This window comes from Amycolatopsis sp. NPDC051758 (assembly GCF_044453095.1).
Classification (GTDB): Bacteria; Actinomycetota; Actinomycetes; order Mycobacteriales; family Pseudonocardiaceae; genus Amycolatopsis.
On record NZ_JBITCJ010000013.1, the window covers coordinates 69,385 to 94,650 of the forward strand.

Genomic DNA, 25,266 nt, shown 5'->3' on the forward strand with positions numbered 1-25,266 from the left:
CGCATCCCGCACCTCCCGGTCCCCGTGGCCCGATCGTCGTCGCGCCGGCCGCGGGGCGCGACGATCAGGGGACGGCCGAATCGTCGTGCAGCAGGCCGGCGCCACGCGGGGTTCGTTCGTAGAGCACAACCCGGCCGACGCGGCGGGAGCGGACCAGGTTGTTCAGCCGGAGCACGGCGAGGTGCTCGCTGACCGTCGCGGCCGTGACGCCGAGCTGCTCGGCGAGCTCCGTGGTCGAGCGGGGCAGGTCGAGCAGGGCGAGCAGCGCCGCCCGGCTGCGGCCGACCAGGTCCGCCAGCGGTGCCCGCGCCACGGCCGGCGCGGTTTCCCACAGCCGGCCGACGCCGCGTGCGGGGTAGCCGATCGAGACCTGGTCCCGGCCGTCGCAGACGCTGATCCTCGGCCAGATGAACGCACTCGGCTTGAGCAGCACACCCACCCCGTTGACGGTGTGCCGGACGTCGTGGTGCGGCAGGAGCACGCGGAGCCGGTCGCCCGCGTACTCGAGCTGGGGGTGCAGGTCGTCGAAGAGGCGGGCGAGCCCGCCGCTGGTCAGCGTCGCCGACCGGTGGGCGAAATCGGCTTCGTGCAGCGAACAGAGCCGCGGCCACACCGGCTCGATCGCGGCTCGCCAATACTCGCCGAGCAGATCGCAGAACGGCCCGAGCGCCCGTTCCGGATCGTCGTGCAGCGGCCGCAGCACGGGCGGGATTTCGGCGGGAGCCCACACTTCGTCGAAATAGCACCGGACGCCGGCGGCGTCGGTGGCGCGCACGCGTTCGAGCTGTTCGCCGAACGTTTCCCCGGCCCGCGTCAGCGGATTCATGAAGCCGGGAAAACCGTGGTCGATCGACAGCAGCGAGCACAGCACGGTGAGGTCCACGCCGGCCAGCCGGGACCGGGCCATCGTCACCCACGGACGGTGCAGGTCCCCGCCCCGCCGGCCTGCTAGCACGTAGACACTGTTGCGGAGCTCTTCCATCGGCGAGCGGGCGAACCACACCTTCGCCAGGTCGAGCGTCCCGAGCACCAGCTCGATCACGAGGCCGATGGTACGCCCGGCGAATCGACCAGAACTCCCCTTTGGTCCACGCGCGACGAGCCGGAATGGTTTAGTGTGGGAATTCCGCGGAATCCGCCGTACGCTCCCACTATTCGAACGGATTCGGGAGACGACCATCAGCAGCAATTTCCGGGCCGACCCGGACGCGATCCAGAAGCTCGGCGCGCTGGCCGGGCGGGCCGGCTCCGCGGCCGGGCTCTACCGCGCGGCCGCCACCGCCGGCCCGAACGAGTGGGGTGAGGGGCTGCTCGGCAAGCTCGCCGCGCCGCTCGACCGGTGGCAGGAGCTCGCCGTCGCCAACGGGGGCAAGGCCGAGTCGCTCGCGCACGCCTACGACACCACGCTCGTCGCCGTCGCGAAGCTGTACCGCGAGACCGACCACGAGGCCGCCGCGAAGGCCGATGCGTCCTATCCGGACGCGCTGTCCGAACGGGTCGCGGCCGACGACGTCGCCTCCCCCGAAACCGCGGCGGCCTTCACCGACTTCGACAACGCGTCCCGGAACCCGCGGCACCCCGAGCTCGAGTACACCGGCCCGGACAATCCGGGCGAGGACGCGTTCGGCGGCTGGAACATCGAGGTGCAGCGCATCGCCGACGAGATCGCGGGCGGCGCGTCGATCTCCGGGTCGGCACGCGGCCTGCTGACCAAGCTGGTCGGGATCGACCTGCTGACCGTCGTCGAGAAGCTGGTGGCCGGCGACTGGGACGCGCTGCTGCGGCAGGGCATGGTCTTCGAGGACACCGGGCTCGCGTTCGACAAGATCAAGCAGAACATCGACCGCGGCCGCTACGGCATCCAGGAACGCTGGACCGGCCACGCCGGCGAAGCCGCGCGCGCCTGGCTGACCGACTACTCCTACGCCTGCGCGGAACACGCCAAGTTCTGCACCGAAGCCGGTGCGAAGATCAAGAACTTCGCCCGTGCCGCGTACGACGCGATGCAGGCGCTCGACATCGCGCTCGAGGGGCTCCTCGACGCCCTGCTCGGCAAGATCCTCAAGCTCGGCAAGGCCCTGGAGCTGTTCCTGCTGGGCATCGCCGGCCTCGGCGACGGCGAGTCCGTGCGCCAGGCGATCGCCGGGATCATGACCGAGGTGACGCAGCTGCGCACCGCCATCGACACACTGAACATGGTGGCGCACACCGTCGCTTCGATCTCGGAACTGGTGGCGGGCAACGGCGAAGTCGCCGCCAAGGCCTGGCCGGGCGAACCGTACAAGCACCCGGGGACGTGACATGGAAGTTTCACCGTGGCGCACCGAGCAGGGCCGGCTCGCCCGGCACAACCAGATGGTGCTGCTGGCTCGCGGCGAGGGCGACCTGGCCGACTTCGCCCGCGACGTCCTGGCGGGCCGGGCGAAACCGACGGATCTGCTGTACCGCTCGTACCTGAGTGAAGAGACGCTCGACGCGGCACGGGCGGGGATCGACGAATGGCACGCGCTGCCCGAGGAGGAGCGGCAGGCCGCTCTCGACGGTGCGCAGGCGCGGACCCGGGAGGAGATCGCGGCGCTCGCGGCCGCCGATCTTTCGGAACCGGAAGCCGATCCCGAGGACGACGAGCACGACTACGACGGCGGGTTCATGAAGTCCGGCTGGTGACCGCCGGCTCCTCTCGCTCCGTGGCCGATCCGCTGCCGAGCGTGCTCCTTGACGAACGCGCAGCCGCCTCTTAGGTTGTCGGGACATAGGACGTCGGACATCCCATGTCCTCTCCCTCATCCCCTCAGCGAGGAGGCGGAACCGGTGTCACCGATGCGCAGGTTCGGCACGATTTTGCTGGCGGCGGCCGCAGTCTGGCTGCCCCTCACCCCGGCGGCCTCGGCCGCACCCGCCCACGGCTGCACGTCGTCCGTGCCGTTCACCTCCGGCACCGAGGGCTACGACACCTTCCGCATCCCCGCGGTGGTGCGCGCGGCGAACGGCGCACTGGTGGCGTTCGCGGAAGGCCGGCGCGACTCGGCGGGCGACTCGGGCGCCATCCAGACGGTCTCGCGGAGCTCCCGCGACGGCGGCTGCACCTGGGGCGCCCTGTCCGTGGTGACCAGCAACGGAGACGCGACGGCCGGCAACCCCACCCCGGTCCTCGCCCGCAACGGCGACCTGGTGCTGCTGACCGTCCACAACGGACTCGTCTCGGAGAAGCAGATCATGTCCGGCGAGGCGTCCGACCAGGACACCCGCCGCGTGTTCGTCCAGCGCAGCGGCGACAACGGCCGCACCTGGAGCGCCGCGCGCGACATCACCGCGGACACGAAGCTGCCGGGCTGGCGCTGGTACGCCACCGGCCCCGGGCACGCCACGCTGCTGCGGCACGGCCCGCACGCGGGCCGGATCGTGGTGCCCGCCAACCACTCGAGCTCGCCGCCCGCCGGCTCCACCGACGTCGGCACCGAGGCGAAGTACTACGGCGGTCACGACCTCTACAGCGACGACAACGGGCGCACCTGGCACATCGGCTTCACCGACGACCGCACCGACGGGGTCGTCGCCGCGAACGAGACGACGGCGACCGAGCTGCCCGACGGCACGCTCTACTTCTCCAGCCGCAACCAGGGTTCCGCGGCCGAGCATCGCGTCGACGGTTACAGCGTCGACGGCGGCAAGACGCTGGTCCGGCCGTACCAGGTGCAGCCGTCGGTGTCGGGGACGAAGGTCGAGGGCAGCGTGCTGCAGACGACGCTCCCGTGGCTGGTGCTGTATTCCGGCCCGGCCGACCCCGCGACGCGCACGGTGATGCAGCTGCGGCTGAGCACGGACCGCGGGCACACCTGGCGGCCGGGCCGCACGCTGACCACCGGCCCGGCGGCGTACTCCGACCTCGTCCAAGCCGACCCGGCGACCGTCGGGCTGCTGTACGAGACGGGCACGGCCGGGCCGTACGAAACCATCGTGTTCCAGCGGATCCCGCTGACCCAGGTCGGCTGAGTCAGCGCGTTCGTCACAGGGTCAGCCCGGGATCTTCGGCGACCGACCGCAGCGCGGTGACGGTCGGGTGGCCCTCGGCCAGCAGGGCGGCGTCGCTGCCCGGCGGCAGTTCGCCCTCGACCAGCACCGCGGTCAGGGCGATCGCGCCGTCGCCGGTGTCTTCGATCCGGCTCCGCACCGCACCGAACTCGGCAAGCGTCGCCTGCTTGGGGACGTCGACCTCGGCGCGGTCGGGCACGTTCAGGTTCAGCACAGCCCCGGCGGGCAGCGCCGCGAGCCGGTCGAACAGCCCGGCGGCGACGGTGACCGCGGTGTCCCAGTGGGTGCCTTCCTCGGCGTCGAGGGAGACGTCGAGGGAGACCGCCATCGCGCGGGCGCCGTTGATCGACGCCGTCAGCGCAGCCCCGACGGTGCCCGAGTGCAGCACCGCACGTCCGACGTTCGCGCCGCGGTTCACCCCGGAGAGCACGATGTCCGGCGGGTCCCCGAACGCGCCCTGCGCCGCCACCAGGGCGATGAAGCCGGGGTGGGCGGCGACGGCGTGCGCCGGAACACCGGGGAGGCCGGGCAGCTCGCGCCGCTCGACGGCGACCCGCCGCATGTCCCCCGCGGCGGTCAGGCCGGCGCTGGTGCCACTGGCTTCATGAGCGGGCGCCGCGACGACGACGTCCCAGCCGTGCGCGTGCGCGCCGCGGGCCAGCGCGATCAGCCCTGGGGCGTTGATGCCGTCGTCGTTGGTGACCAGCACCCTCATGCGTCGTCCTCCCAGCGCTCGAGCCGTACCCGGCCGGCCAGTTCGCGCACCACCTCGCCGCTGCCGGAGCCGAGGCCGTGCCGGGTGACGTTGACCGCGCCCGCCGCGGCGCCCAGTTCGACCGCGTCCCGCAAGGATCCGCCCTGGGCCAGCGCGACCGCCAGCCCGGCGGTCATCGAATCGCCGCCGCCGCGGGTGTCGACCGGGGTCAGCGCGGGCGACCGCACGAGGTAGAACTCGTCCTCGAGCAGCGCGAGCGTGTCCTCGGCGGCGCGGGACACGACAACCGCCCGGGCCCCGTATGACGCCACCTTCCGGCACCCGGCGGCCAGGTCCGGCAGCGCGTCCGACACCGCCATCCCGTCCGCCACCAGCTCCTCGTGGCTGACCTTCACCACCTCCGGCCCGCCTTCGAGCGCCCGCGCCAGCCGGCCCCCGGACAGGTCCACGACCACCCGGCCGCCGTGCGTGCCGATGTCGCGGGTCAGCCGCTCGTAAACCACGTCGGGCACCGGCGCGTCGTCGGCCGCCGGGCCGCTGAGCACCGCGACGTCCGAACGCAGGCATTCGACCAGCGTCAGCTCGTAGAGGTCGTCGAGCTCGTGCCGGGACAACGCGTCCGCGGCCATCCGCACCACCTGGTCCCGCTCGCCTTCCCGGCGGTCGTGCACGTAGGCGCCATTGCGCGCATTGACGTCACGCACCCGCAGCTCCACCCCGATCAGCTGCCGCAGGACCTGCCCGGTCTCGCCGCCGAGCGCGCAGCACAGCACCGCTTCCGCACCCAGCGACCCGACCATCCGGGACTGCCACACCCCTTGGCCACCCGCGTGGATGTGCACGTCCGGCGCACCCTCGAGGTCTTCCACCGTCACCGTCAGTTCAGGAGACGGCGCGAAGACCGTCACACGACCCTTTGTCATATGCCCGATATACCCGTTTAGCCCCTTCTGTAACTTGTCGCCGCTCTACCGCGCCGGGCACCCTTGACAACCAAGCCTGTCACCCTGTCTGCTTACTCCTGCGCGTTCCAGCGCATTAACGAGCAACTTCTCGCACTTACTGGAGGCTCGGGTGCATCGAGGCAAACTGGCGTTGGGGATCGTGGGCCTGCTGCTCGCCGGAGCCGGCCCGGCCGTGGCGGCTCAGCAGGCGTCGGTTCTGATCCCGCGCAGCGGTGACGCCCCCGGCTACCAGCTGCGCATCACCACCGCGCACCTCGGCATCAGCGTCTCCCGCGACGGCGAGCAGGTGCTGCGCACGGCCCCCGACGCCTTCACCTTCGCCGGCGGAGTGGCCACGCGGGTGCGTTCCGTCGTGAAGCAGGGTGACACGCTCGTCGCCGAGGCCGACAGCACCGCCGGCAAGCCCGTGACCTTGCGGTTGACGCCGAAAGCGGACCGTTTCGACCTCAGCTGGTCGGTCGGCGGCGAACCGCCGGGCGACCGCGCCACGCACTTCGACCTGGCGACGTCCGGGCACTGGTACGGCGGCGGGGAGACCAGCGAAGGCAAGACGCAGCCCTACCCGCTTTCGGCCGGTGTGGTGGACGAGCCCGAGTTCTCCCCCGCCAGCTACATGATGCAGGAGCCGTACTTCTCGACGTCGAAGTCGGTCGGCGTCTTCGTCCGCACCGCGCAGCCGATGAAGGTCGCGCTGGCGACCGGGCGCGCCGATCTCGCCGTCACCGGCTCGGCCGACTTCTCGAGCACGGTGTTCGTCGAATCGAGCCGCCGCGCGGTCTACGACGACTACGTCGGCGAGGTCGGCAAGCCGCGGAAGAGCGACGCCACCGACGCCGAATACGCCAGTCCACTGTGGAACTCGTGGGCGCAGTACTACCGGAACATCGACCAGGACAAGGTCGTGGCGTGGGCGCGCGACCTCAAGGCCGCGAACGTCGCCGGGCACACCGTGCAGCTCGACGACAAGTGGGAGTCGAACTACGGCAACCTGACCTTCGACGCGAAGACGTTCCCGGACCCGAAGAAGCTCGTGGACGACATCCACGGGATGGGCCAGAAGTTCGGGCTGTGGACGACGTTCTGGATCAACCTCGACTCGGCGAACTACGCCTACGCCAGGGACCACGGCTACCTGCTGCGCGCCAAGACCGGCGCCGAACCGTGCACGGTCAAGTGGTGGAACGGCACCGCGGGCATCATCGACCTCGGCAACCCGCAGGCGCGTGCCTGGTACACCGGCAACCTGCGTGCCCTCATGGCGAGCTACGGCGTCGACGGCTTCAAGTTCGACACCCGGTTCTTCGACGACAGCTGCGCCACCTCGAACGGCCTGACCCCGCAGGACTACCAGCGGCTCGGCGCGGACATGACCGACGCGTTCGACCAGCAGGGCGCCGGCATCCGCACCCACTGGGGCACCCAGCGCTACGGCTTCGTGATCCGGGCGGTGGACGCGGACACCACCTGGGACGGCCTCCGCACGTCCGTCCGCCGGGCCTCGGTCATCTCCACCGACGGTTACCCCTTCGTCGAGACGGACATGATCGGCGGCTCCAACAGTGAACCGCCGCCCACGCCGGAAGTGCTCGTGCGCTGGGCGCAGGCGGCGTCGCTGATGCCGCTCATGTACTCCTCGACGTCCCCGGTGACCACCGTCGACACCACGACCGGGCAGCCGGTGACCTACCCCGCCGGCACCGCGGAGCGCTACGCCGACGCCGTCCGGACGCACTCGAAGCTGGCCGGCTACCTGAAGACGCAGGTGAACCAGGCGGTCGCGGACGGGACCCCGATCATGCGGCCGGTGTTCTTCGACTTCCCGCGTGACCACCGCTTCGACACGATCGACGACGAGTGGCTGCTCGGCCCGGCCCTGCTGGCCGCGCCGATGATCTCCGCCGGCACTTCGCGTGACGTGGTGCTGCCGGCCGGGCTCTGGTTCGACCCGCACACCAAGCGGGTCGAGCTCGGCGGGCGGACCCTGCACGACTATGCCGCGCCGCTCGACGTCACGCCGATGTTCGTGCGGCTGGGCGCGCCGGGAGCCGCCGGGCTGGTCGCCGCTTTGTCCCGCTGAAGCCCGCGGCTGTGGATCGGCTTAAGAAACGCCGTCAGCCGTCGCGGTGAGCCGGGTCCGCGAAGCAGGATCAGGGGCATGGTGGTGCTCTCCGAACGAGCGGCCGTCCGGCGGCTGCACGACCGGCTCGGCTTCGGGCCGCGCCCGGGTGACCTCGACCGGGGGTTCGCCGAGACCCGCGACCGGCTGCTGTCCGGCGGACCGGACGCCGGGGCGGCCGCGACGCCGATGCCCGAGCTCGCCACGCCGCCGGACAAACCCGGCAAGAACGCCGACCAGGGCGCGAAGCAAGCGGCGAAGAAGCAACTGCAGGCGCAGGCCACGCAGGCCGTGGGCTGGTGGCTGGACCGGATGGCCGCCGCCGACGTCTCGTCGGTGGAACGGCTCACCTGGTTCTGGCACGGCCACTTCGCGACCAGCGAGCAGAAGGTCCGCAGCCCGCAGCTGATGCTCGCGCAGAACCGGACCCAGCGCGAGCACGCCCTCGGCAGCTTCACCGACCTCGCCCGCGCGATGGTCGTCGACCCGGCTCTGCTGCTGTGGCTCGACGGCAACAGCAACAAGGCGGGCAAGCCGAACGAGAACCTCGCCCGCGAGTTCATGGAGCTGTTCGGCCTCGGTGTCGGGCACTACTCCGAGGACGACGTCCGCGAAGCCGCGCGGGCCCTCACCGGCTGGACCGCCAAGCGCGACTCCGGCACCGCGCAGCTGGTCGCGAAGCGGCACGACAACGGTGTCAAGCACATCCTGGGCGCCGACGGCGACTTCTCCGCCCAGTCCTTTGTGGACCTCGTGCTGGGCCGGCCGGAGTCGGCGCCGTTCGTGGCCGGCCGGGTCTGGTTCCGGCTCGTGTCCGCGACCCCGCCGGCGCCGGACACCCTCAACCGCCTGGTCGCCGCCTACGGCAGCCGCCGCGACATCCGGGCGCTGCTGCGGGCGATCACCGACGAGCCGGCCTTCCGCGACAGCGCGACGTCGCTGGTCAAGCAGCCGGTCGAATGGCTCGCCGGGCTGCTGCGCGCGCTCGGCGTCCGGCCCGGTTCGCTCGACGAGAAGACCCGTGCGCAGCTGCTGACCGGGCTGCGCGGGATGGGGCAGGTGCCGTTCCAGCCGCCCAGCGTCGGGGGCTGGGCGGCGGGCGGCGCCTGGCTGACGACGTCGGCGGGTGTGGCGCGGCTGCACGTCGCGCAGCTGGTCGCCGAGCACGCCGACCTCGGCGCGGTGACGAAGGCCCGCGACAAGATCGCCGCGATCGGCGACCTCCTAGGGGTCGACAGCTGGTCCGGCCGCACCCGCGCGGCGCTGGCGGGGGTCGCCGGCAACGTGCGTCAACTGTCCACAGTGGCCGCTTGTGCCCCCGAATTCACAGTGAGCGGGTGACGATCGTGCAGCAGGTGAACCGACGCCGGTTCCTCACCGCGACCGGCGTGACGGCCGCGGCGGCGCTCGCCGCCGGGGCCACGCAGGTCGACTGGGGCCGGCTGATGTCGGCCGCGCAAGAGAACCCGCTCGACCCGGACGCCGGGGTGCTCGTCGTCGTCACCCTCTACGGTGGCAACGACGGGCTGAACACCGTCGTCCCGGCGGGCGATCCGGCGTACCAGAACGCCCGGGCCGAACTGGCGTACAAACCCGAAGAGGTGCTCGACCTCGGTGAGGGGCTCGGGCTGAACCCCGGGCTCAAGGGGTTCAAGAGCCTGTGGGACGGCGGGCAGCTGGCGGTGCTGCGCGGTGTCGGTTACCCGAAGCCGGACCACAGCCACTTCCGGTCGATGGCGATCTGGCAGACCGCGTCCCCGGAGACGTCGGTGCCGACCGGCTGGCTCGGCCGCTGGCTCGACGCCACCGGCGACGACCCGCTGCGCGCGGTGTCGGTCGACCCGGTGCTGCCCCCGCTGCTCGCCGGCGCCCGGACCGCCGCGGCGTCCCTGCCGGTCGGCGGGCTGAAGCTGCCGAGCGGCGCACTCGGCGCGGCGTTCCAGGGTCTCGGCGCGGCGCAGCCCGGCGAAGGGTTCTGGCAAGCGCGGGTGGCGCGTTCGGTGAACGACCTGCACCGCGCGGTGCAGACGCTCGGCGCGGCCGGGTCCGGATCCGCGTCCGACAAAGGAAAGACTCAGCCACGCAAGGGAGAGCTCGCCGCGCAGCTCGACGTGGTCGCCGGGCTGATCGAAGCGGGCGTGCCGTCGCGGGCGTACTCGGTGTCGCTGGGCGGGTTCGACACGCACGCCGACGAGCGCGGCACCCAGCAGCGGCTGCTCACCGAGCTCGACGGCGCGCTGACCCCGTTCGTCCAGCGGCTCGCGAAGTCCGACCGCGGCAAGCAGGCGGTGGTCATGGTGTACTCCGAGTTCGGCAGGCGCGTCGCGGCCAACGCGAGCCAGGGCACCGACCACGGCACGGCGGGCCCGATGTTCGTCCTGGGCCCGGACGTCAAGGGCGGCTTCCACGGCGCCGAGCCCAGCCTCACCGACCTCGACGACGGCGATTTGAAGCTCACGACGGACTTCCGCGACGTCTACGCGACGCTGGTGGAGGACGTGCTGGGTACTGATGCTGGTCAGGTGCTGCCCGGCCACAGCGGCCGGGTGGCCGGGTTGTTCGCCTAAGCCGAAAGCCCGGCCAGCCGGAACCGCGCTCCCCCACCCGGCGCGGCCTCACACCAAAGGTCACCACCGTGCGCCCGGGCGAACCCCCGGGCGATCGGCAACCCCAGCCCGGACCCGCCGCCGTCGCCGCGGGCCGTGTCCAGGCGCACCAACCGGTCGAAGATCCGCTCGCGGTCGGGTCCCGGCACGCCGGGCCCGGTGTCGGTCACCACCATCCCGTCGGCCGTGACCTCGAGGGTGAGCGTCCCGTGGCCGGCCATCGCGCGGACCGCGTTGCCCGCCAAGTTGGCCAGGATCTGCGTGAGCCGCGCCGGGTCACCCAGCACACGCGTGTCCGGCCCGCGCACCTCGACGGCCACTTCGGGCGCGGTCAGCCGCACCTGGTCGGCCTGGGCGTGAGCCAGCGCCAGCAGCGCCACCGGCACCCGTTCGAGGTCGGCTCCCGCGTCGAGGCGGGCGAGGTCCAGCAGGTCGGCGACCAGCCGGCCGGCCCGTTGCGACTCGCGGACCACCAGCAGCTGCAACCGTTCCCGCTGCTCGACCGGCGCGTCCGGCGGCTGCTGCACCAGCGCCTCCGCGGCGGCCTGCACCCCCGCCAGGGGCGTCCGCAGCTCGTGCGCGGCGTCGGCGACGAACTGCCGGGTGCGGTGTTCCGATGCCTGCGCCGCCCGTTCGGCGCCTTCGAGCGCGTCGAGCGCGGAGTCGAACGCCGCCGCCGCGCGGCCCAGTTCGGTGCCGGTCCGCTCCGGGGCGAGCCGGCCGCCGCGGCCGCCGGAGACGATCGAGCGGGCCAGCCGTGTCATCGCGTCCAGGGGCGCCAGCGCGAACCGGACGGCCAGCAGCAACCCGATCGCGGCCACGAGCAGGGCCGCCACGCCGGTGGCCAGCAGCACCCACCGCAGGCTCTGTTCGGCGGCCGCGACGAGGGACTCGTCCGCGGTGAGCGTCAGCTTCGCCCCGTTGATCCGCGCCGGGCCGGACAGTGTCGCCTTCACCTGCCGGATCCGCGCGTCCGCGGGCAGGTCCGCCGCGCCGAGGAAGGTGCCGTCCGGCAGCACGAGCGAGCCCTGCACACCGCGCGTCTCCACGCGCCGCAGCAGGTTCTGCGGGGCGACGTTCTGCTTCGCCAGCTGCTGGGCCAGCTGCACGCGGGCGGTGAGCACGGCGTTGACGTCCCGCTCGGCCTGCGCGCGGAACACCGTGTCCACCACGATCCCGACGGCGATCAGCACCACCGCCAGCACCACCAGCACGGTGACGGTGACCCGGCGGCGCAGCGACGTCGTCCGCAGGCCGGTCACGGCTCGCCGCGCAGGACGTACCCCTGGCCGCGCACGGTGTGCAGCACCCGCGGGCCGTGCGCCTCGAGCTTGCGGCGCAACGTGCTCACGTTGACCTCGACGAGGTTCGCCGCGTAGTCGCCGTAACCCCACACCGCGGTGAGCACCTGCGTCTTGCCGACCACCCGGTCGCGGTGCTGCGCGAAGTAGACCAGCAGCTTCCACTCGGTCGAGGTCAGCTCGACGTCGGCGGCGCCGTACCGGACGCGGCCACCCTCGACGTCGACCACCAGGTCGCCGATCTCCACGGCGGCGCGGGTGCGGCCGGTCCGGCGCAGCACCGCCGTCACCCTCGCGACGAGCTCGGCGAGCACGAACGGCTTGACCACGTAGTCGTCCGCGCCTTCGCCGAGGCCGCGCAGCCGGTCTTCGACGCCGTCACGCGCGGTCAGCATCACCACCCCGGCGGCCGAGTGCCGCCGGATCACCCGCAGCAGCTCGAACCCGTCGCGGCCGGGCAGCATCACGTCGAGGACGACCAGGTCGGGGCGGGCGCGGACGAGCTCCGTCTCGAGGCCGGCGCCGTCGGGCCGGGCGCGGACCGAGAACCCGGCGGTGGCCAGCGCCGTCTCCACCGAGACGCGGATCGCTTCGGCGTCCTCGATCACGAGGATGCGCGGCGCGGTCGGCTCGTCCACCGGACCAGCCTAGCGATCACCCCGTGAACGGGCCGTGCATGCTCAGGGCGGCGGACTGGTGCTGCTGACCCGCAAGCGAGCCTTGCGACGTCGGTGAAGCCGTCGGGACGGCCAGGGAAACCGGCCGTCCCGACGGTGGACCTACCGCGTCTCGCGGCGCACGATCGCCGGGACCGGCGCCCCGTTGATCACGAACTGCGTGCCCGGCTCGCGGACGACGTCACCCTTCGCCGAGCCCGTGATCGTCACGTTCGTCAGGGTCGCCGTGCCGCGGGCGCCGCTCATCGCGAGGATGCCGGCCCCGTTGTTCGACTTGTCGATCTTGACGTTCGTGACCGCCGCGGTCACCACCCCGCCGCCGGTCTTGAACTGGATGCCGTCGTAGGTCGAGTCGTGGATCTCGGTGTCCCGCAGCGTCACCCCCGGGATGTCCTTGCCCTGCGCGAAGAACGTGATCGCGCCGAACTGCTGCTGCTCGCCCCAGAACACACCGCCGCAGCGGTAGAGGGCGTTGTTCGCGATCGACGTCTGCCCGGAGAACGGCAGCGGGTCGTGGTCGGTCGCCAGCATGATGCCCGGGTAGTTCATCGTGTCGTAGACGAGGTTGTTCTCGATCTTGTTGCCGTACCCGCCGTAGACCGCGATGCCGTTGGCGCGCCAGGGCAGCTGGATCGTGTTGTTGGTGAACACGTTGTCGTGCGCGATGTCCACCGACGGGTCCTTCACGTACTGGTTCGCCCACACCGCGAGCGAGTCGTCGCCGGTGGTGCGGAACGACGAGTTGAACACCCGGGAGTTCCGGCTGCCGTTCGTGAAGTTGATGCCGTCGGCGTAGGTGTCGCGGATCCGCATGCCGCTGAACTCGAGGCCGTCGGCCGGGCCCCACAGCGCCGGGATGTTGCTGTAGTCCCGGCCGACCCACACGCCGACGTTGGCGTGCTCGATCCAGACGTTCGAGATCTTCGTGCCGGTGCCGAACCGGCCGTTGAGGCCGACACCGCCCTCGGCGTTGCCGTCCCCGCCGCGGATCCGGCCGGAGCCGAAGATCGCGAGGTCGGAGAGCTGGACGTTCTTGTCGATGTCGAACCCGAAGTTGCCTTCGTGCGGGTGGTTGATGGTGCCCGCGTCCTGCGGCTGGGTCAGCGAGTACAGCTGCGAGTGCCACATGCCGGCACCCTTGACCGTCACGTTGGAGATGCCGATCTGGTTGTACTGGCCGCCGCCGTTGGGCACGTTCGGGTCGTCGGTCAGGATCTTCTTCTCCTGGCGCCACTGGCCCGCCGGGATCCACACGCAGGTGATGACGCCGTTCTGGTCGTCGGTGACCGCGCGCTGGATCGCCGTCGAGTCGTCGTTCCCGTCGTTCGGCACCGCGCCGTACTCGGTGATCGAGGTGCACTCGGCCGGCTTGGCCGCCGCCGGGGCGACCTGCTCCAGGTCGACCAGGTCGATGACGTAGAACGACGCGCTGTCGCCGTTGTCCCGCTGCAGCTTGAACTTCGTGCCCGGCGGGTACGACTGCGCCAGCAGGGCGTGCGACTCGTCGAACAGCCGCCGCGCGTCCCCACCGGGCCGGTTCGTCAGGCCTTCGGGGTCGTCGGTGCTGCCGTAGAGCCAGCTGTGTGTGGAGGACAGCGTCAGCTTCTGGGCGAACGCGCCGTTGACGTACAGGCTGAGCGTGTAGTCCTGCCCGCCGCCGGCAGCCGCGTCGGGCACCGAGTTGCGCACGACGATCGAGTTCGACTGATTCGTGGCGGTGAACTCCACGTACTGGCCCTGGTTCGCCAGCCGGACGGACTTGCGGCCGGAGGACTCGGTCGCGAAGTTCGTGTGCCCGAAGGTGCGCAGCGGGTCGGCTTCGAGCAGCTGGCCCTGGTACTGCGCGGCTTCCGCTTCGTACTCGACGTACGGCACCGCGGCGCCGCGGCCGACGACGATCGCCCGCGAGAGCCCGTTGTTGGACTCGTTGGTCTCCGCGACCGTCTCCGTCGCGTCGGCCGTCGCGGTGAGGGTCGCCCCGCCGTTGGTGGCGGTCCACGTGCCCGAGATGGCGACGTTCGCCGTGGCGCCGGCCGCGATCGTGGCCGTGGTCCCGGTCAGCGTCGTGCCGCCGATGGTCAGCCGGGTCACCGAGGCGCCCGCGCCGCTCGTGCCGCGGTTGTGCACCGCGACGGTGAACGAAACGGCCGCTCCGACCGCCGGGTTGGGCGGGTTCGACGTGATGCCGGTGACCTCGAGGTCCGGCCCCGGCGCCTGCGCGACGACGAGCTGGGTCGGTGCGGTGAAGGTGTTGTTGGTGTCGTCCTGCTCGACGACGGTGTTCGTGGGGTCGACGGTGGCGGACACGCTGTAGGTGCCCTGCGGGCGGGTGCCCGCGTTCACGGTCACCGTGGCGGACGCGCCCGCGGCCAGCGCGGCGACGGCCGCGTTGCCGACAACGGTGCCGCCGAGGCTGACGTTCACGGTGGTGGCGGCGGCGTTCGCGGTGCCCGCGTTCCGCACGGTCGCCGACACCGCGACCTGGCTGGTCTCGGTCGGGTTCGCCGGGGTCCACGTCGTGCCGGTGACCACCAGGTCCGGGTTCGGCGCCGGCGTGCCGAACACCTGGAGCTCCGCGACCTGCCCGCCGGGCGCGCCGGAGTTGGCGAAGAACTGCAGCCGCACGTCCGCGGTCCGCCCGGTGACCGGGATGGTCACCGTGTTCTGGCCGGACGCCGGGTCGAAGCGGTAGTCGGCGCGGGCCTTCAGCGAGGTGAACGCCGTCGCGCCCTGGTCACGGCCGAGGATATCGAAGTTCTGCGTCCGCGCGCCCCACGCCGGATCCGGGTTGAGCTTCACGACCACCTGGTCGAGGTCGGCGTTCGAGCCGAGCTTCACGGTCAGCGTGTTCGGATACCCGCCGGCGGACTCCCAGTAGGTGCCGGTGTTGCCGTCGTTCGCGTTGGTGGCGACGAAGTTGTTCACGACCGACGACGCCTCGATCGGCTTACCCGCGGCGAGGTTCGTGCCTGCCTGGGTGCCCTGGCGCACCACGTGGTTGCTGTCGGCGGATTCGTGGCCGGCCGCGTCCTTCGCCCGCACGAAGTATTCGACGCGCGTGCCCGCGGGCCGCGTCTCGGTGAAGGTCGTGCCGGTGACCGTGGTGACGGGCGCGCCGTCCCGGTAGACGGTGTAGCCGGTGACGCCGACGTTGTCGGTCGAGGCCGACCACGCGAGCCGGATCTGGCCGGAGCCGGGCTCGGTCAGCACGAGGTTCGCGGGCGCGGTCGGCGCCTGGGTGTCACCGGTGTCGGGCCCGTAGAGCTCGAACTCCGAGAGCTGCGCGGCCGGCCACTGCGTGTTCGCGGTGACGGTCAGCCGCACGTACCGGGTCGAGGCGGTCACCGGGATCGTGACCGTGTTGGCCGCGGGGGCGAACGCGTACCCGCTCGCGGCGGCGAGATCGGTGAACGACGTGCCGTCGGCGCTGCCGCGCACGGTCAGCGTCTGCGTGCGGGCCTCCCAGGGCGCGGGCAGCTTGAGCACGATCCGCGACAGCGCCTTGGCCGAGCCGAGATCGGCCTGGATCCATTGTGGGAAAGCGTTGTTGGCCGATTCCCAGTAGGTGTCCTGGTTCCCGTCGACGGCGTTGGCCACCGGGTAGCCGGGCTGCGCGCTGCTCGCCGACACCGTGCGGGTCAGCGGCACGTCGGCGAGCGCGGCCGGGGCGGCGGCGACGGTGTCCGGGGGTGGACCGGCGGCCGCGGAGGCGAGGGAGAGCCCGGCGACGGACAGCCCCGCGGCGAGGAATCCGGCGAGCAGCCGGGGCAGGCGCATACGTGTCATGGCGTCTTCTCTTCTTTGAGAGGGCAGGGGAGGGAGAGCCAGAGCGCTACCACCATGCAACAACGGGGAGACAAGATGCAAGAACTTGACATGATTCGGAAAAATTGCGACTCAGCTCGCTAAGCTCGCGCTTGACGGACTGGGCACACGGTGTCAATCCAAGGGATGGGCGATGCAGAAGGCGGAGATCCTCGACGCGGCCACCGCGGTGTTCCTGCGTTACGGCTATCGCAAGACGTCGATGGACGACCTCGCCCGCGCCGCCGGCCTGTCCCGCCAGGGCCTCTATCTGCACTTCCGCACGAAGGAGGCGCTGTTCGACGCCGTCGTCGGGCACGCCGTCGCGGCAACCCGCGCGACGGCTTCGGCCGCGCTCGCCGACGAGGAACGCACCCTGGCCGGCCGCCTCACCGGCGCGCTGACCGCCCTGCACGGCCCGTCAGCCGCGAGCGTGCACGAACTGCTGGGCACTCCCCTGCTGGCCCCGGTACGCCGGGACGTCGCCGCCGGCATCGCGGATCTGTTGCGGCACAACGGGATCGACGCGCTCTGGCAGGAAGCCGGAGTCACCGCCGACGAACTGGCCGAGCACCTGCTCGTCGTGGCGGCGGGAGCGGCTCAGGATTGCGACGAGGCCGAGCGGGTGCTGGCGATCGCCGTCCGCATCGTCACCATGGCTTAAGCCGCGCTGACCGTCACCGGGTGGCGGACCACCGCACCGAACAGGTACCCCTGCGTGTTGTACGGCGCGACGTCCGGCTGACGGACGCCGGTGATGTCGGTCGCGCGCGCCCGCAGGGTGTACTCCCCCGCGTTGCGTGGCCGCCACGGGAACTCCCACTGCAGCCAGCCGCGATCGAGCGCGGGACTGATCGGCTTCGCGGGCTCCCACGTGACACCGTCGGTGCTCACCTCGACCCGCCGGATCCGGCCGTGGCCCGACCACGAGCGGCCGCGCAGCACGTGCCGCCGTCCCGCGGCCAGCGTCGCGTGCCACGGGAGCTCGAACGCGCTCTTCACGACCTGCTCGGTGACGAGCGTGCCCTCGGCCGGGTAGTCCGGGCCGAGCAGCCGGTAGTACTGGGTGTTCCACGGCGAAACCAGCGGATCCGCGGAGACCTCGAGCCGGCCCAGCCACTTGATCGAGGAGATGCCGGCCCACGACGGCACCACCAGCCGCACCGGGAACCCGTGGTCCGGCGGCAGCGGACGGCCGTTCATCTCGTACGCCAGCAGCACGTCCTGCAGCGCCTTCGCGACCGGCAGCGGGCGCCGCACCTTGCCCAGGTTCACCCCCGCCGTCACGTAGTCGGGGTCGAGCCCCTCCGGCAGCACGTCGACGGCGTGGCGCGTCAGCCCCGCGCGGGCGAGGACCGTGGCGAGCCGGACTCCGCGCCACCGGGCGACGCCGACCGCGCCGAGCTTCCACGCCGTCCCGCTGACGCTCTGGCCTTGCTGGCTGGTGAAGAAGCTGCGCCCGTTGCCGGCGCATTCGATGAAGGCGGTGATCGTTTCGGACGGCAGCTCCCGCAGTTCGCGATAGCTGAACTCGACGGGGTTCGCCGCGGTCGGCGCGCCGCGCAGGCCGCTGCCGAACAGCCGCAGCCGCCACGCCGCCGCGTCGAGGATCGGCGTGGAAGTGTGGTCACGGACGAAGAACCGGTCGACCGGGGTCAGGTACCCCTGGCCGCTCAACGCTTCCCAGCGGGTCTCCGCATTGGTGCCGTACACCTCGAACAGCTCCGGCGGCAACGGTTTCACGATCGGCCCGTCGGCGGCGGCCGCCGTCCCCGCGGGCAGTGTCCCCGCGGCAGCCGCGGCCAGCCCGCCGGCCGCGGCGAGCTTCAGCATTCCGCGGCGCGAAAGCCCGGGCAGCCGGGCCTCCCCGCCTCCCACTGAGCCATCCGCGCCCGATCGTAAGCCCGCTCGTTCACGTGCATGCGGGCATTCTCGGCAGCGGCGCCGGGCGGGGCCAGAGCGTCCACGGAGCGGACGGCCGTCCTCCCAGTTCCTGGACACGGTTGCGCATGGGTGCATGCGACGGTCCACTCAGCGCAGCCACCCCTACTGCGGAAGGACCACCATGTCCGTCACCGACGAGCTGCTGGCCAACAACGCCGCCTACGCCGAAACGTTCTCCGGGCCGCTGCCGCTGCCGCCCGCCAAGCACGTCGCCGTGCTCGCCTGCATGGACGCCCGCATCAACGTCTACGGCGTGCTCGGTCTCAACGAAGGTGAAGCCCACGTCATCCGCAACGCCGGCGGAGTGGTCACCGAGGACGAGATCCGGTCCCTCGCCATCAGCCAGCGGCTGCTCGGCACCGAAGAGATCATCCTCATCCACCACACCGACTGCGGCATGCTCACCTTCACCGACGACGCCTTCAAGAAGTCCATCCAGGAGGACGTCGGCGTGAAGCCCGCCTGGGCCGCCGAAGCGTTCAGCGACCTCGACGACGACGTCCGCCAGTCCGTCGCCCGGATCCGGAACAGCCCGTTCATCCCCAAGAAGGACTCCGTCCGCGGCTTCGTCTTCGACGTCGCCACCGGAAAGCTGAACGAAGTGAGCTGACCCTTCACCCGAGTGCCGGACCCGGGGCCGCCGTGAGATGCTCATCCGCGCAGGCAGGCATAGGGGAAAGGCGGATCGGGTGACCAGCTGGACCGATGTGATCAACTTCGTCCGGACTCGGTACGAAGTGCTGGAGGAGTCGGACGGCTGGTTGCGGTTCCGGCTCGACGGCCCGCAGGACCGTTCCCAGCAGGTGACGGTGCACCACCTCCCCGAGCTGGACGGCGGGGCGTGGATCGAGATCTCCTCGCCGGTCGGCTGGGCCGACAAGATCGACCTGCGCAAGCTGCTCGAGCTCGCGGGCGGCTCGGCCGTCGGCGCCGCCGCCGTGGTGGACGGCGTCGCGCTGCTCAAGCACACGTTCCCCCTGGAGGACCTCAGCATCGAGCACGAGTTCGAGCGCCCCCTGAAGTCCGTCGTCGCCCGGGCGGACGCCTTCGAGCACGAGCTCACCCAGGGCGACGAGTTCTGACCTGCCGAGCGGTCGCCGATCTCGCGGCGACCGCCCCGCCGGTCAGCTGTGGACGTCGTAGGTCATGTGGTAGTCGGCGTGGGTCCGCGCGTTGAAGAACGCCGTCAGGGTGCCGATCCCGGCCTGGCTGTCGGTGATCGTCACCGTGCCGAGGTCGTCGTCCGCGCCGGCGTCCTCCTCGATCAGCGTCACGCTGATGGAGGACGTGAAGGTGCGCAGGGTGTTCAGCGTGACGTCGTCACCCTTCCCCAGCAGGTGCGGCCCGGAGACGGTGGCGCCGTTGACCCGCAGGATCGCCGAGTCCTTCCCCACGGTGTCCTGCTTCTTCACGCATTTCAGGTTCTTGATGTGCAGTTCGGGCATGGTCCCCTCCAGCGGCTGACGGGAGCTGCGGTGCCCCCGATGGCAAAGGGCCCGGCCGCGGCACGCAGATACGTGCGCCGGATTGTCGGTGGTCACCGGTAACGTTCCGTGCTGTGAACGCTCGGGACCGCATCCAGGAACTCGCCGACCAGATCGTCGTGCTGCGCGACGCCTACTACCGGGGCTCGCCCGAGGTGGCGGACGCCGAATACGACGCGATCGAAGACGAGCTGCGGGGGCTCGTCGAGGCGAACCCGGAGCTGGCGCCCGACCCGAACCCGCTGGAGCAGGTGGGCGGGCCCGCGGTGCTGCACGCGCCGATCCGGCACTCGCGCCCGATGCTCTCGCTGGAGAAGGCGACCAAGCCCGAGCAGGTCGTGGCGTTCTTCGACCGCTTTCCCGGCCAGCCGGTGGTGGTCATGCCGAAGCTGGACGGCCTGTCGCTGGCCGTGGTCTACGAAAACGGCCGCCTCGCGCGGGCGGTCACCCGGGGCGACGGGACGACCGGCGACGACGTCACCTTTCTGGTGCGGGCGCTGACCGACGGGATCCCCGACCGGGTCGACGCGCCGGGCCGGGTGGAGGTCCGCGGTGAGGCCGTCATGCTGCGCACCACCTTCGCCGCGTACAACACCGTGCACCCGGACAAGCCCCTGATCAACCCGCGCAACGCCGCCGCCGGCACCCTGCGCGCCAAGGACCCGGCCACCGTCGCCGGCCGGCGTCTGCAGTTCTTCGCCTTCGACCTGTACACCGACCCCGACAGCGCGGAGACCGATCTGGACGGTGCTCTTCGGACACTCGGGTTCACCGCCGCGGACATGCGGCGCTGCGCCGACGCCGAGTCCGCGCAGGAGGTGATCACGGCGATCGAGCAGCAGCGCAACAACCTGGACTACGACCTCGACGGCGCCGTCCTGCGCCTGGCCGACCGTGACGCCTACGCCGCCGCCGGCACCCGTTCGAGCTCGCCGCGTGGCGCGCTGGCGTTCAAGTTCGCCGCCGAGGAGAAGACCACCGTGCTGGCCGACGTCGTCTGGGACGTCGGCAAGACGGGCAAGATCGCCCCGGTCGCCTGGCTGGAGCCGGTGTTCGTCGGCGGCACGACGGTCACCCGCGCGACCCTGGCCAACCAGGAGGTGATCCGCGCCCGCGGTATCAAGATCGGCGACACCGTGCTGGTGCGCCGCGCGGGTGACGTGATCCCGTTCGTCGCCGGTGTGCTCGACGCGTCGAAGCGCACGGGTGAGGAGCGCGAGATCGTGCCGCCGGCCGAGTGCCCGTCGTGCGGGCAGCCGCTGACGGAGCAGGGAAACAGCCGGGAATTGTTCTGCACCAACGTGTCCTGCCCCGCCCAGACGGTGCGGCGGCTGATCCACTGGGCGTCCCGGGCCGCCGCGGACATCGACGCCATCGGCGGCGTGTGGATCGAGCGGCTGGCCGAGACGGGGCTCCTGGAGCACCCCTCGGACTTCTACCGGCTGACCAAGGAGCGGCTCCTGGAGTTCGAGCGCATCGGCGAGATCTCGGCCACGCGCATGATCGAGTCGATCGACGCCAGCCGCGCGGTCGGCCTGCGCCGCGCGCTGATCGGGCTGGCGATCCCGATGGCGTCCGAAGGCACGGCGGCCCGCCTGTGCCGCGCGGGGTTCGGCTCCCTGGAGGACGTCGTCGACGCGGGGGTCGACGGGCTCGTCGAGGTCGAGGACATCGGGCCGAAGGTGGCCGCGTCGCTGATCGAGCACCTCACGCGGCTACGGCCCGAGCTCGAGCGGCTGCGGGAGTCCGGGGTGTCCCTGGACGTACGCGAAGAAGACCTGCCCCCGGTCGTCGCGGCAGGCGCGCCTTTGGCGGGCAAGACGGTGGTGGTCACGGGCGCGATCAGCGACCCCCGCTCCGGCGAGAAGGTCCCGCGCCCGACGTTCCAGCGGCTGTGCGAACGAGCCGGGGCGAGCATCGCGTCGTCGGTCTCGGCGAGCACGGATCTGCTCATCACCGGCGCGGAGGTCGGCGCGGCGAAGCTGACGAAGGCGGAGAAGCACGGGGTTGAGGTCGTCGACCAGGGCGAGATCTGGCAGCAGCTGATCGCCGCCGGCCTCATCTAGCCGCGGTGAGGATGAACTCACGGGCGTGGCCCGGCCGCTTCGACGAGGTTCCCTGGGCGGAGATCGCCACCCGGTTCGGCGAGCTGGCCGCGCAGCACCCCGAGTTGCGCCCGATGGCCGACATCGCCGACAGCGTCCTGGCCTGCGGAGGCGAGCACCGCCTGGCCGGGCTCACGTCGATGCACGACCTGGTGGTCACGGCCCGGCCGGTGCCGGCCCACCGCCCGATCGAGGTCGTCGTGGTCCGCTCGCCGTCGTCGGGCTACGTGGGGCCGGGCGGCGTCTTCATCGAGCACCGGTCCGGCACTGGCCACGACGACCGGATCCACCGCCCCGCGGCCGAGGCGGTGCCGCTGTTCTGGCGGTTCATGATCGAGAAGTTCGCGGTCGAACCGGAGCGGCCGGCGAGTTCTCCCGGCAGCTGATCGCCGCCGGGTTGCTGTGCGGTGGCCCGCGAACCTCACGATGCCGGAGCTTCGCACCGCCGCCGCCCCTCGCGGCTGCCTTCGGGCACGCCAGTCCTCGGGTGCTTGATCATCGCCAGTTCCGCAGGGCTGAGAGGCGGCCCATCCCGCGGTTTCGCGATGCTGGGCCGCCGCCGGGTCACCTGGCAAGCGCATCCAGCTCGGCGTCGATCAGGAGGTCGGGGTTGAAGCCCATGCCCGCAAAATGCCCGGCGAGCTCCAGCGACAACACCCCGTGCAGCCGGGTCCAGAACGACAGCGCGCGGTGCAAAGTTGTTGCCAGCACTGACTGATCGCCCGCCCACTCGCGGTGGTCTTCGAGGTGCGCGGCGAACGGAGTGGGCGTCGACGGCAGGCCGGCGCTCGCTTCGAGCAGCACCGCCATGACCTCGTTCGAGATCGCGGTGATGTCGTCGGGCGCGTGGTAGCCCGGCACGGGTGTGCCGTAGATCAAGAGGTAACGCTGCGGGTCGCTGCGGGCCCAGTCCCGGATGACGTGGGCCAGGTCCTTCAGCCCGGCGCCGGAGTCCCGCGCCGCCCGGACGGTGTCGGCAAGGCTTCGGTACGCGTCGCGGATGAGCGCGGTGATCAGCTCGTCTCGGCTCGCGAAGTACCGGTACAAGGCAGGCCCGCTCATCCCCACCTGCTTCGCGATCGCATTGAGCGACAGCGCCGGCACCCCCGCCGCGGCGATCTGCTCCCACGCGTGCTGCTTGATCTCCGCGCGCACCTGCACCCGGTAGCGCTCGCGCGGGCTGTCCACGTCCGTCATGGGCCTCCGTCCATCCGCCTGGTTAGAGGTTATCACTTTTCTTATTGACACTAAGCTCGCGTTGGTTATAGGTTCTAACTAACGCGATGAGCACTAACGAATCTGAGGGAGAAACGCCATGGTCAACACCCGCACGCTGCTCGCCATCCCGCTCGCGGCCGCCGCGCTCTTCGCCGCCGTGCCGGCGGAAGCGGCCACCCCGTCGCCCACCTCGCCCACCTCGCCGACGTCGCCCGCCTCGCCGGCCCCGCTCACCTGCAAGGGCCAGGGCATCAACCCGGCCGCTCAGCTCCACCACCAGACCGAGACGTTCGTCAAAGCACCCCTGAGCACCATCTGGAAGCTGCACACGAACGTCGAGTCCTGGCCCTCCTGGCAGACCCCGGTCACCAGCATGAAGCGGCTCGACCCGGGCCCTCTCCGAGAAGGCTCGCGCTTCCGCTGGACCACCCCGGCGCCCCCGACGCCGACCACCCCCGCGACCACGCTGGTGATCACCTCCACCGTCCGGCAGGTCGACCCGGGTCGCTGCATCCGCTGGTCCGGCCCCGCGATCGGCGAAGGACTGAGCATCGACGAGGGCGTCCACGTCTGGACGTTCACCCCGGTCCGCGGCGGCGTGGTCGTCCGCACCGAGGAGAGCTGGACGGGCGAGCAGATCGAGGCCGACCCGGCCACCGCCATCCAGTACCTCGCCCCGGGTCTCGACGCCTGGCTGGCCGCGCTCAAGAGCACCGCCGAAGCCCGCTCGAACCACTGCTGAACCCCACCGACGAAACGAAAAACAGGAGAAGACGATGACTGCCACCACTTCGCGACCCACCCGCAGCTCACGAGCCGTCCTCATCGCGGCCTGGGCGTTCCCGGTCATGGTCGTCGGCCAGTTCGGGTTGCTCGGCGGCATCCCGGTCGTGATCGTGCTGGCCGGCACCCTGCGCGACCCCCGCCTGCGACCGGCCCGCTGGTGGACCGCCCTGCTCACCACGGCCTACGTCGTCCCGCTGGCGTTCTGGCTGCTCGGCCCGAGTGACGCGCCGAGCCTGTCGAAGTCCATGAGTCCCGTGGTCACGGCGATCGTCGCCGCGGCCGGGGCCGCGGCCGCCATCGGCCACCACGTGCTGCGCCGACGCCAGGCTTGACGGGACCGGCTCCAGCTCTGAAGCCGGTCCCGGGAAGCTACTTCGCGAAGGTCAGGCAGTTGGCCGCGTGCCCGCCGTCACCCGGTCCGATGCGGACACTCGCGGCCGTGCACTCCAGCGAGGAGTTGTGCCGGCAGTCGGTGCGGGAGCAGGCGCCGACCTGGGCCGCGACGCGGTCGAGGCCGCCCTTCGTGTTCAGCGGGACGAACGTGCCGCAGTCGGCCGTGCCGTTGTCGCCGTTGACGGTGATGGCGAACGCGTGGCAGCCGTCGTGGTTGTAGGAACAGCCGCTGACGGTGCACTCGTGCACGGCGGGCATCTCGGTGGTGGTCATGCGCGGACTCCTGATTCCGTGGTGGGAAAGCAGTTCGGTCCCCCGACGCTCCCACCGGGGCCCGGACCTCGCAATTCACGGAACTTCGGCCGGGTGATTTCCCGCCCCGGCCGGGTGGTTTTACCGGGCTTTAGCCGGCGCCCGGCAAGATCGGATCCGCCAGACGGCCGGCGGCGGGGACAGGGGGTTCGCGCAGCGCACCGGCGCAGGGGGACGCAACGGTGGCCGAAGCCTGCCGTCTGGCATCGGGGAAAGGGGGACCCCGTCGGTGACGCGTTTCCCCTTTCGCGGTACCAAGGGGAAACGGGGGAAATCATGCACAAAACAGCGAAGCGCGTGGCCACCGTGGGGGCGGTCGTGGCCGGGGCGCTGGCTCTCGCCGCGCCGATCGCGTCGGCCACCGAACAAGGCGGTGTCTCGCGCACGTGCAACGACAGCGCCTGCAGCACACCGCCGACGTGGTTCCCGGGCGGAACCCTTTCCGTCGACGCGGACGTCCACGGCAGCGGCCCCGCGGAATGGGTCGTCCGCGGGCCGGGCGGCGTGGTGTGCCGGACCGGTTTCGCTGCCGAGAACGGGCCGGCTTCCTGGGTCTGCCGCAACGTGCCGGCCGGTGAACTGGAAGCCGTGGTGGCCGGGCCCGCGGGCCCGTCCAACATCGGCCTCCGCTGGTAGAGAACACCCACTGGGAAAGGAGAACCACGATGACGACTGTTCGTTTCTTCACCCGCTCCGTGCTGCGCAGCATGCGCAACCACAAGCTCGGCTCGTCCTGGCGGTTGTACTACGAAATCTACTGATCGTCCCCGCGGCCGTGGTCCTTCGAGGACCACGGCCGCGGCCGTTC

Annotated in this window: 24 protein-coding genes; 14 read left to right on the forward strand and 10 right to left on the reverse strand. The window is 71.6% G+C overall.

Annotated elements, in window-relative coordinates:
- Window positions 1–64: 64 nt before the first annotated feature.
- On the reverse strand, window positions 65–1,042 hold the full coding sequence (locus ACIA5G_RS43905; RefSeq protein WP_395934595.1) for a helix-turn-helix domain-containing protein: 978 nt from the start codon (window positions 1,040–1,042) through the stop codon (window positions 65–67).
- Window positions 1,043–1,115: 73 nt separating this feature from the next.
- Between ACIA5G_RS43905 and ACIA5G_RS43910 the strand changes: the two genes are divergently transcribed.
- The 3 genes from ACIA5G_RS43910 to ACIA5G_RS43920 all read left to right on the forward strand — a co-directional run bounded on the left by ACIA5G_RS43910 (window position 1,116) and on the right by ACIA5G_RS43920 (window position 3,993).
- The gene (locus ACIA5G_RS43910; protein WP_395934597.1) at window positions 1,116–2,300 is read left to right on the forward strand and encodes a hypothetical protein; all 1,185 of its coding nucleotides are present in this window, start codon (window positions 1,116–1,118) and stop codon (window positions 2,298–2,300) included.
- A gap of 1 nt (window position 2,301) precedes the next feature.
- Entirely contained in the window at window positions 2,302–2,667 is a 366-nt protein-coding gene (locus ACIA5G_RS43915) for a hypothetical protein (RefSeq protein WP_395934599.1), read from the forward strand.
- Between the two features lie 153 nt (window positions 2,668–2,820).
- Window positions 2,821–3,993, forward strand: a complete 1,173-nt coding sequence (locus ACIA5G_RS43920) for an exo-alpha-sialidase (RefSeq protein WP_395934601.1) — start codon at window positions 2,821–2,823, stop codon at window positions 3,991–3,993.
- Between the two features lie 13 nt (window positions 3,994–4,006).
- On the opposite strand, the gene surE is transcribed toward ACIA5G_RS43920, so the two are convergent.
- The gene (surE, locus tag ACIA5G_RS43925; protein WP_395934603.1) at window positions 4,007–4,747 is read right to left on the reverse strand and encodes a 5'/3'-nucleotidase SurE; all 741 of its coding nucleotides are present in this window, start codon (window positions 4,745–4,747) and stop codon (window positions 4,007–4,009) included.
- A complete protein-coding gene (locus tag ACIA5G_RS43930; protein ID WP_395934605.1) occupies window positions 4,744–5,670 on the reverse strand; it encodes a 1-phosphofructokinase family hexose kinase in 927 nt (308 codons plus the stop codon). The genes surE and ACIA5G_RS43930 overlap by 4 nt, the downstream gene beginning before the upstream one ends.
- A 151-nt stretch (window positions 5,671–5,821) precedes the next feature.
- Here ACIA5G_RS43930 and ACIA5G_RS43935 point away from each other — a divergent pair, with 151 nt between their 5' ends.
- The 3 genes from ACIA5G_RS43935 to ACIA5G_RS43945 all read left to right on the forward strand — a co-directional run bounded on the left by ACIA5G_RS43935 (window position 5,822) and on the right by ACIA5G_RS43945 (window position 10,395).
- Entirely contained in the window at window positions 5,822–7,789 is a 1,968-nt protein-coding gene (locus ACIA5G_RS43935) for a glycoside hydrolase family 31 protein (protein ID WP_395934607.1), read from the forward strand.
- A gap of 78 nt (window positions 7,790–7,867) precedes the next feature.
- The gene (locus ACIA5G_RS43940; RefSeq protein WP_395934609.1) at window positions 7,868–9,169 is read left to right on the forward strand and encodes a DUF1800 family protein; all 1,302 of its coding nucleotides are present in this window, start codon (window positions 7,868–7,870) and stop codon (window positions 9,167–9,169) included.
- Complete coding sequence (locus tag ACIA5G_RS43945; RefSeq protein WP_395934611.1) at window positions 9,166–10,395, forward strand: DUF1501 domain-containing protein; 1,230 nt, start codon at window positions 9,166–9,168, stop codon at window positions 10,393–10,395. Before ACIA5G_RS43940 ends, ACIA5G_RS43945 begins: the two co-directional genes overlap by 4 nt.
- On the opposite strand, the gene ACIA5G_RS43950 is transcribed toward ACIA5G_RS43945, so the two are convergent.
- The 3 genes from ACIA5G_RS43950 to ACIA5G_RS43960 all read right to left on the reverse strand — a co-directional run bounded on the left by ACIA5G_RS43950 (window position 10,392) and on the right by ACIA5G_RS43960 (window position 16,189).
- Window positions 10,392–11,696, reverse strand: coding sequence for a sensor histidine kinase (locus tag ACIA5G_RS43950; protein WP_395934613.1), 1,305 nt, complete (start codon window positions 11,694–11,696; stop codon window positions 10,392–10,394). The two genes, ACIA5G_RS43945 and ACIA5G_RS43950, sit on opposite strands and share 4 nt — an antisense overlap.
- Window positions 11,693–12,373: a response regulator transcription factor gene (locus ACIA5G_RS43955; protein WP_395934615.1), complete on the reverse strand. Its 681-nt coding sequence runs from the start codon at window positions 12,371–12,373 to the stop codon at window positions 11,693–11,695. Before ACIA5G_RS43955 ends, ACIA5G_RS43950 begins: the two co-directional genes overlap by 4 nt.
- A gap of 141 nt (window positions 12,374–12,514) precedes the next feature.
- Window positions 12,515–16,189 (reverse strand): CARDB domain-containing protein, encoded by a 3,675-nt coding sequence (locus tag ACIA5G_RS43960; protein ID WP_395934955.1) that lies wholly within the window; start codon window positions 16,187–16,189, stop codon window positions 12,515–12,517.
- Window positions 16,190–16,370: 181 nt separating this feature from the next.
- On the opposite strand from ACIA5G_RS43960, the gene ACIA5G_RS43965 reads away from it, so the two are divergent.
- Window positions 16,371–16,880, forward strand: coding sequence for a helix-turn-helix domain-containing protein (locus tag ACIA5G_RS43965; RefSeq protein WP_395934617.1), 510 nt, complete (start codon window positions 16,371–16,373; stop codon window positions 16,878–16,880).
- Here the strand turns inward: ACIA5G_RS43965 and ACIA5G_RS43970 are convergent.
- Window positions 16,877–18,094: a sulfite oxidase gene (locus ACIA5G_RS43970; protein ID WP_395934619.1), complete on the reverse strand. Its 1,218-nt coding sequence runs from the start codon at window positions 18,092–18,094 to the stop codon at window positions 16,877–16,879. The two genes, ACIA5G_RS43965 and ACIA5G_RS43970, sit on opposite strands and share 4 nt — an antisense overlap.
- A 187-nt stretch (window positions 18,095–18,281) precedes the next feature.
- Between ACIA5G_RS43970 and ACIA5G_RS43975 the strand changes: the two genes are divergently transcribed.
- Complete coding sequence (locus ACIA5G_RS43975; protein WP_395934621.1) at window positions 18,282–18,770, forward strand: beta-class carbonic anhydrase; 489 nt, start codon at window positions 18,282–18,284, stop codon at window positions 18,768–18,770.
- A 79-nt stretch (window positions 18,771–18,849) separates the two neighbouring features.
- The gene (locus ACIA5G_RS43980) at window positions 18,850–19,242 is read left to right on the forward strand and encodes a hypothetical protein (protein ID WP_395934623.1); all 393 of its coding nucleotides are present in this window, start codon (window positions 18,850–18,852) and stop codon (window positions 19,240–19,242) included.
- A 42-nt stretch (window positions 19,243–19,284) separates the two neighbouring features.
- Here ACIA5G_RS43980 and ACIA5G_RS43985 read toward each other — a convergent pair whose 3' ends face one another.
- Window positions 19,285–19,605, reverse strand: a complete 321-nt coding sequence (locus ACIA5G_RS43985) for a hypothetical protein (RefSeq protein WP_395934625.1) — start codon at window positions 19,603–19,605, stop codon at window positions 19,285–19,287.
- Between the two features lie 113 nt (window positions 19,606–19,718).
- Between ACIA5G_RS43985 and ligA the strand changes: the two genes are divergently transcribed.
- Window positions 19,719–21,710: an NAD-dependent DNA ligase LigA gene (gene ligA, locus ACIA5G_RS43990; protein ID WP_395934627.1), complete on the forward strand. Its 1,992-nt coding sequence runs from the start codon at window positions 19,719–19,721 to the stop codon at window positions 21,708–21,710.
- Between the two features lie 11 nt (window positions 21,711–21,721).
- Window positions 21,722–22,135, forward strand: a complete 414-nt coding sequence (locus ACIA5G_RS43995; protein WP_395934629.1) for a hypothetical protein — start codon at window positions 21,722–21,724, stop codon at window positions 22,133–22,135.
- A gap of 178 nt (window positions 22,136–22,313) precedes the next feature.
- On the opposite strand, the gene ACIA5G_RS44000 is transcribed toward ACIA5G_RS43995, so the two are convergent.
- Entirely contained in the window at window positions 22,314–22,946 is a 633-nt protein-coding gene (locus tag ACIA5G_RS44000; protein ID WP_395934631.1) for a TetR/AcrR family transcriptional regulator, read from the reverse strand.
- A gap of 118 nt (window positions 22,947–23,064) precedes the next feature.
- Between ACIA5G_RS44000 and ACIA5G_RS44005 the strand changes: the two genes are divergently transcribed.
- Together ACIA5G_RS44005 and ACIA5G_RS44010 are read left to right on the forward strand one after the other, a co-directional pair.
- A complete protein-coding gene (locus ACIA5G_RS44005) occupies window positions 23,065–23,709 on the forward strand; it encodes an SRPBCC family protein (RefSeq protein ID WP_395934633.1) in 645 nt (214 codons plus the stop codon).
- Window positions 23,710–23,743: 34 nt separating this feature from the next.
- Window positions 23,744–24,085, forward strand: a complete 342-nt coding sequence (locus tag ACIA5G_RS44010; protein WP_395934635.1) for a hypothetical protein — start codon at window positions 23,744–23,746, stop codon at window positions 24,083–24,085.
- Between the two features lie 37 nt (window positions 24,086–24,122).
- Here ACIA5G_RS44010 and ACIA5G_RS44015 read toward each other — a convergent pair whose 3' ends face one another.
- Window positions 24,123–24,419: a DUF1540 domain-containing protein gene (locus ACIA5G_RS44015; protein ID WP_395934637.1), complete on the reverse strand. Its 297-nt coding sequence runs from the start codon at window positions 24,417–24,419 to the stop codon at window positions 24,123–24,125.
- A gap of 315 nt (window positions 24,420–24,734) precedes the next feature.
- Between ACIA5G_RS44015 and ACIA5G_RS44020 the strand changes: the two genes are divergently transcribed.
- Entirely contained in the window at window positions 24,735–25,094 is a 360-nt protein-coding gene (locus ACIA5G_RS44020) for a hypothetical protein (RefSeq protein WP_395934639.1), read from the forward strand.
- Window positions 25,095–25,266: the final 172 nt, after the last annotated feature.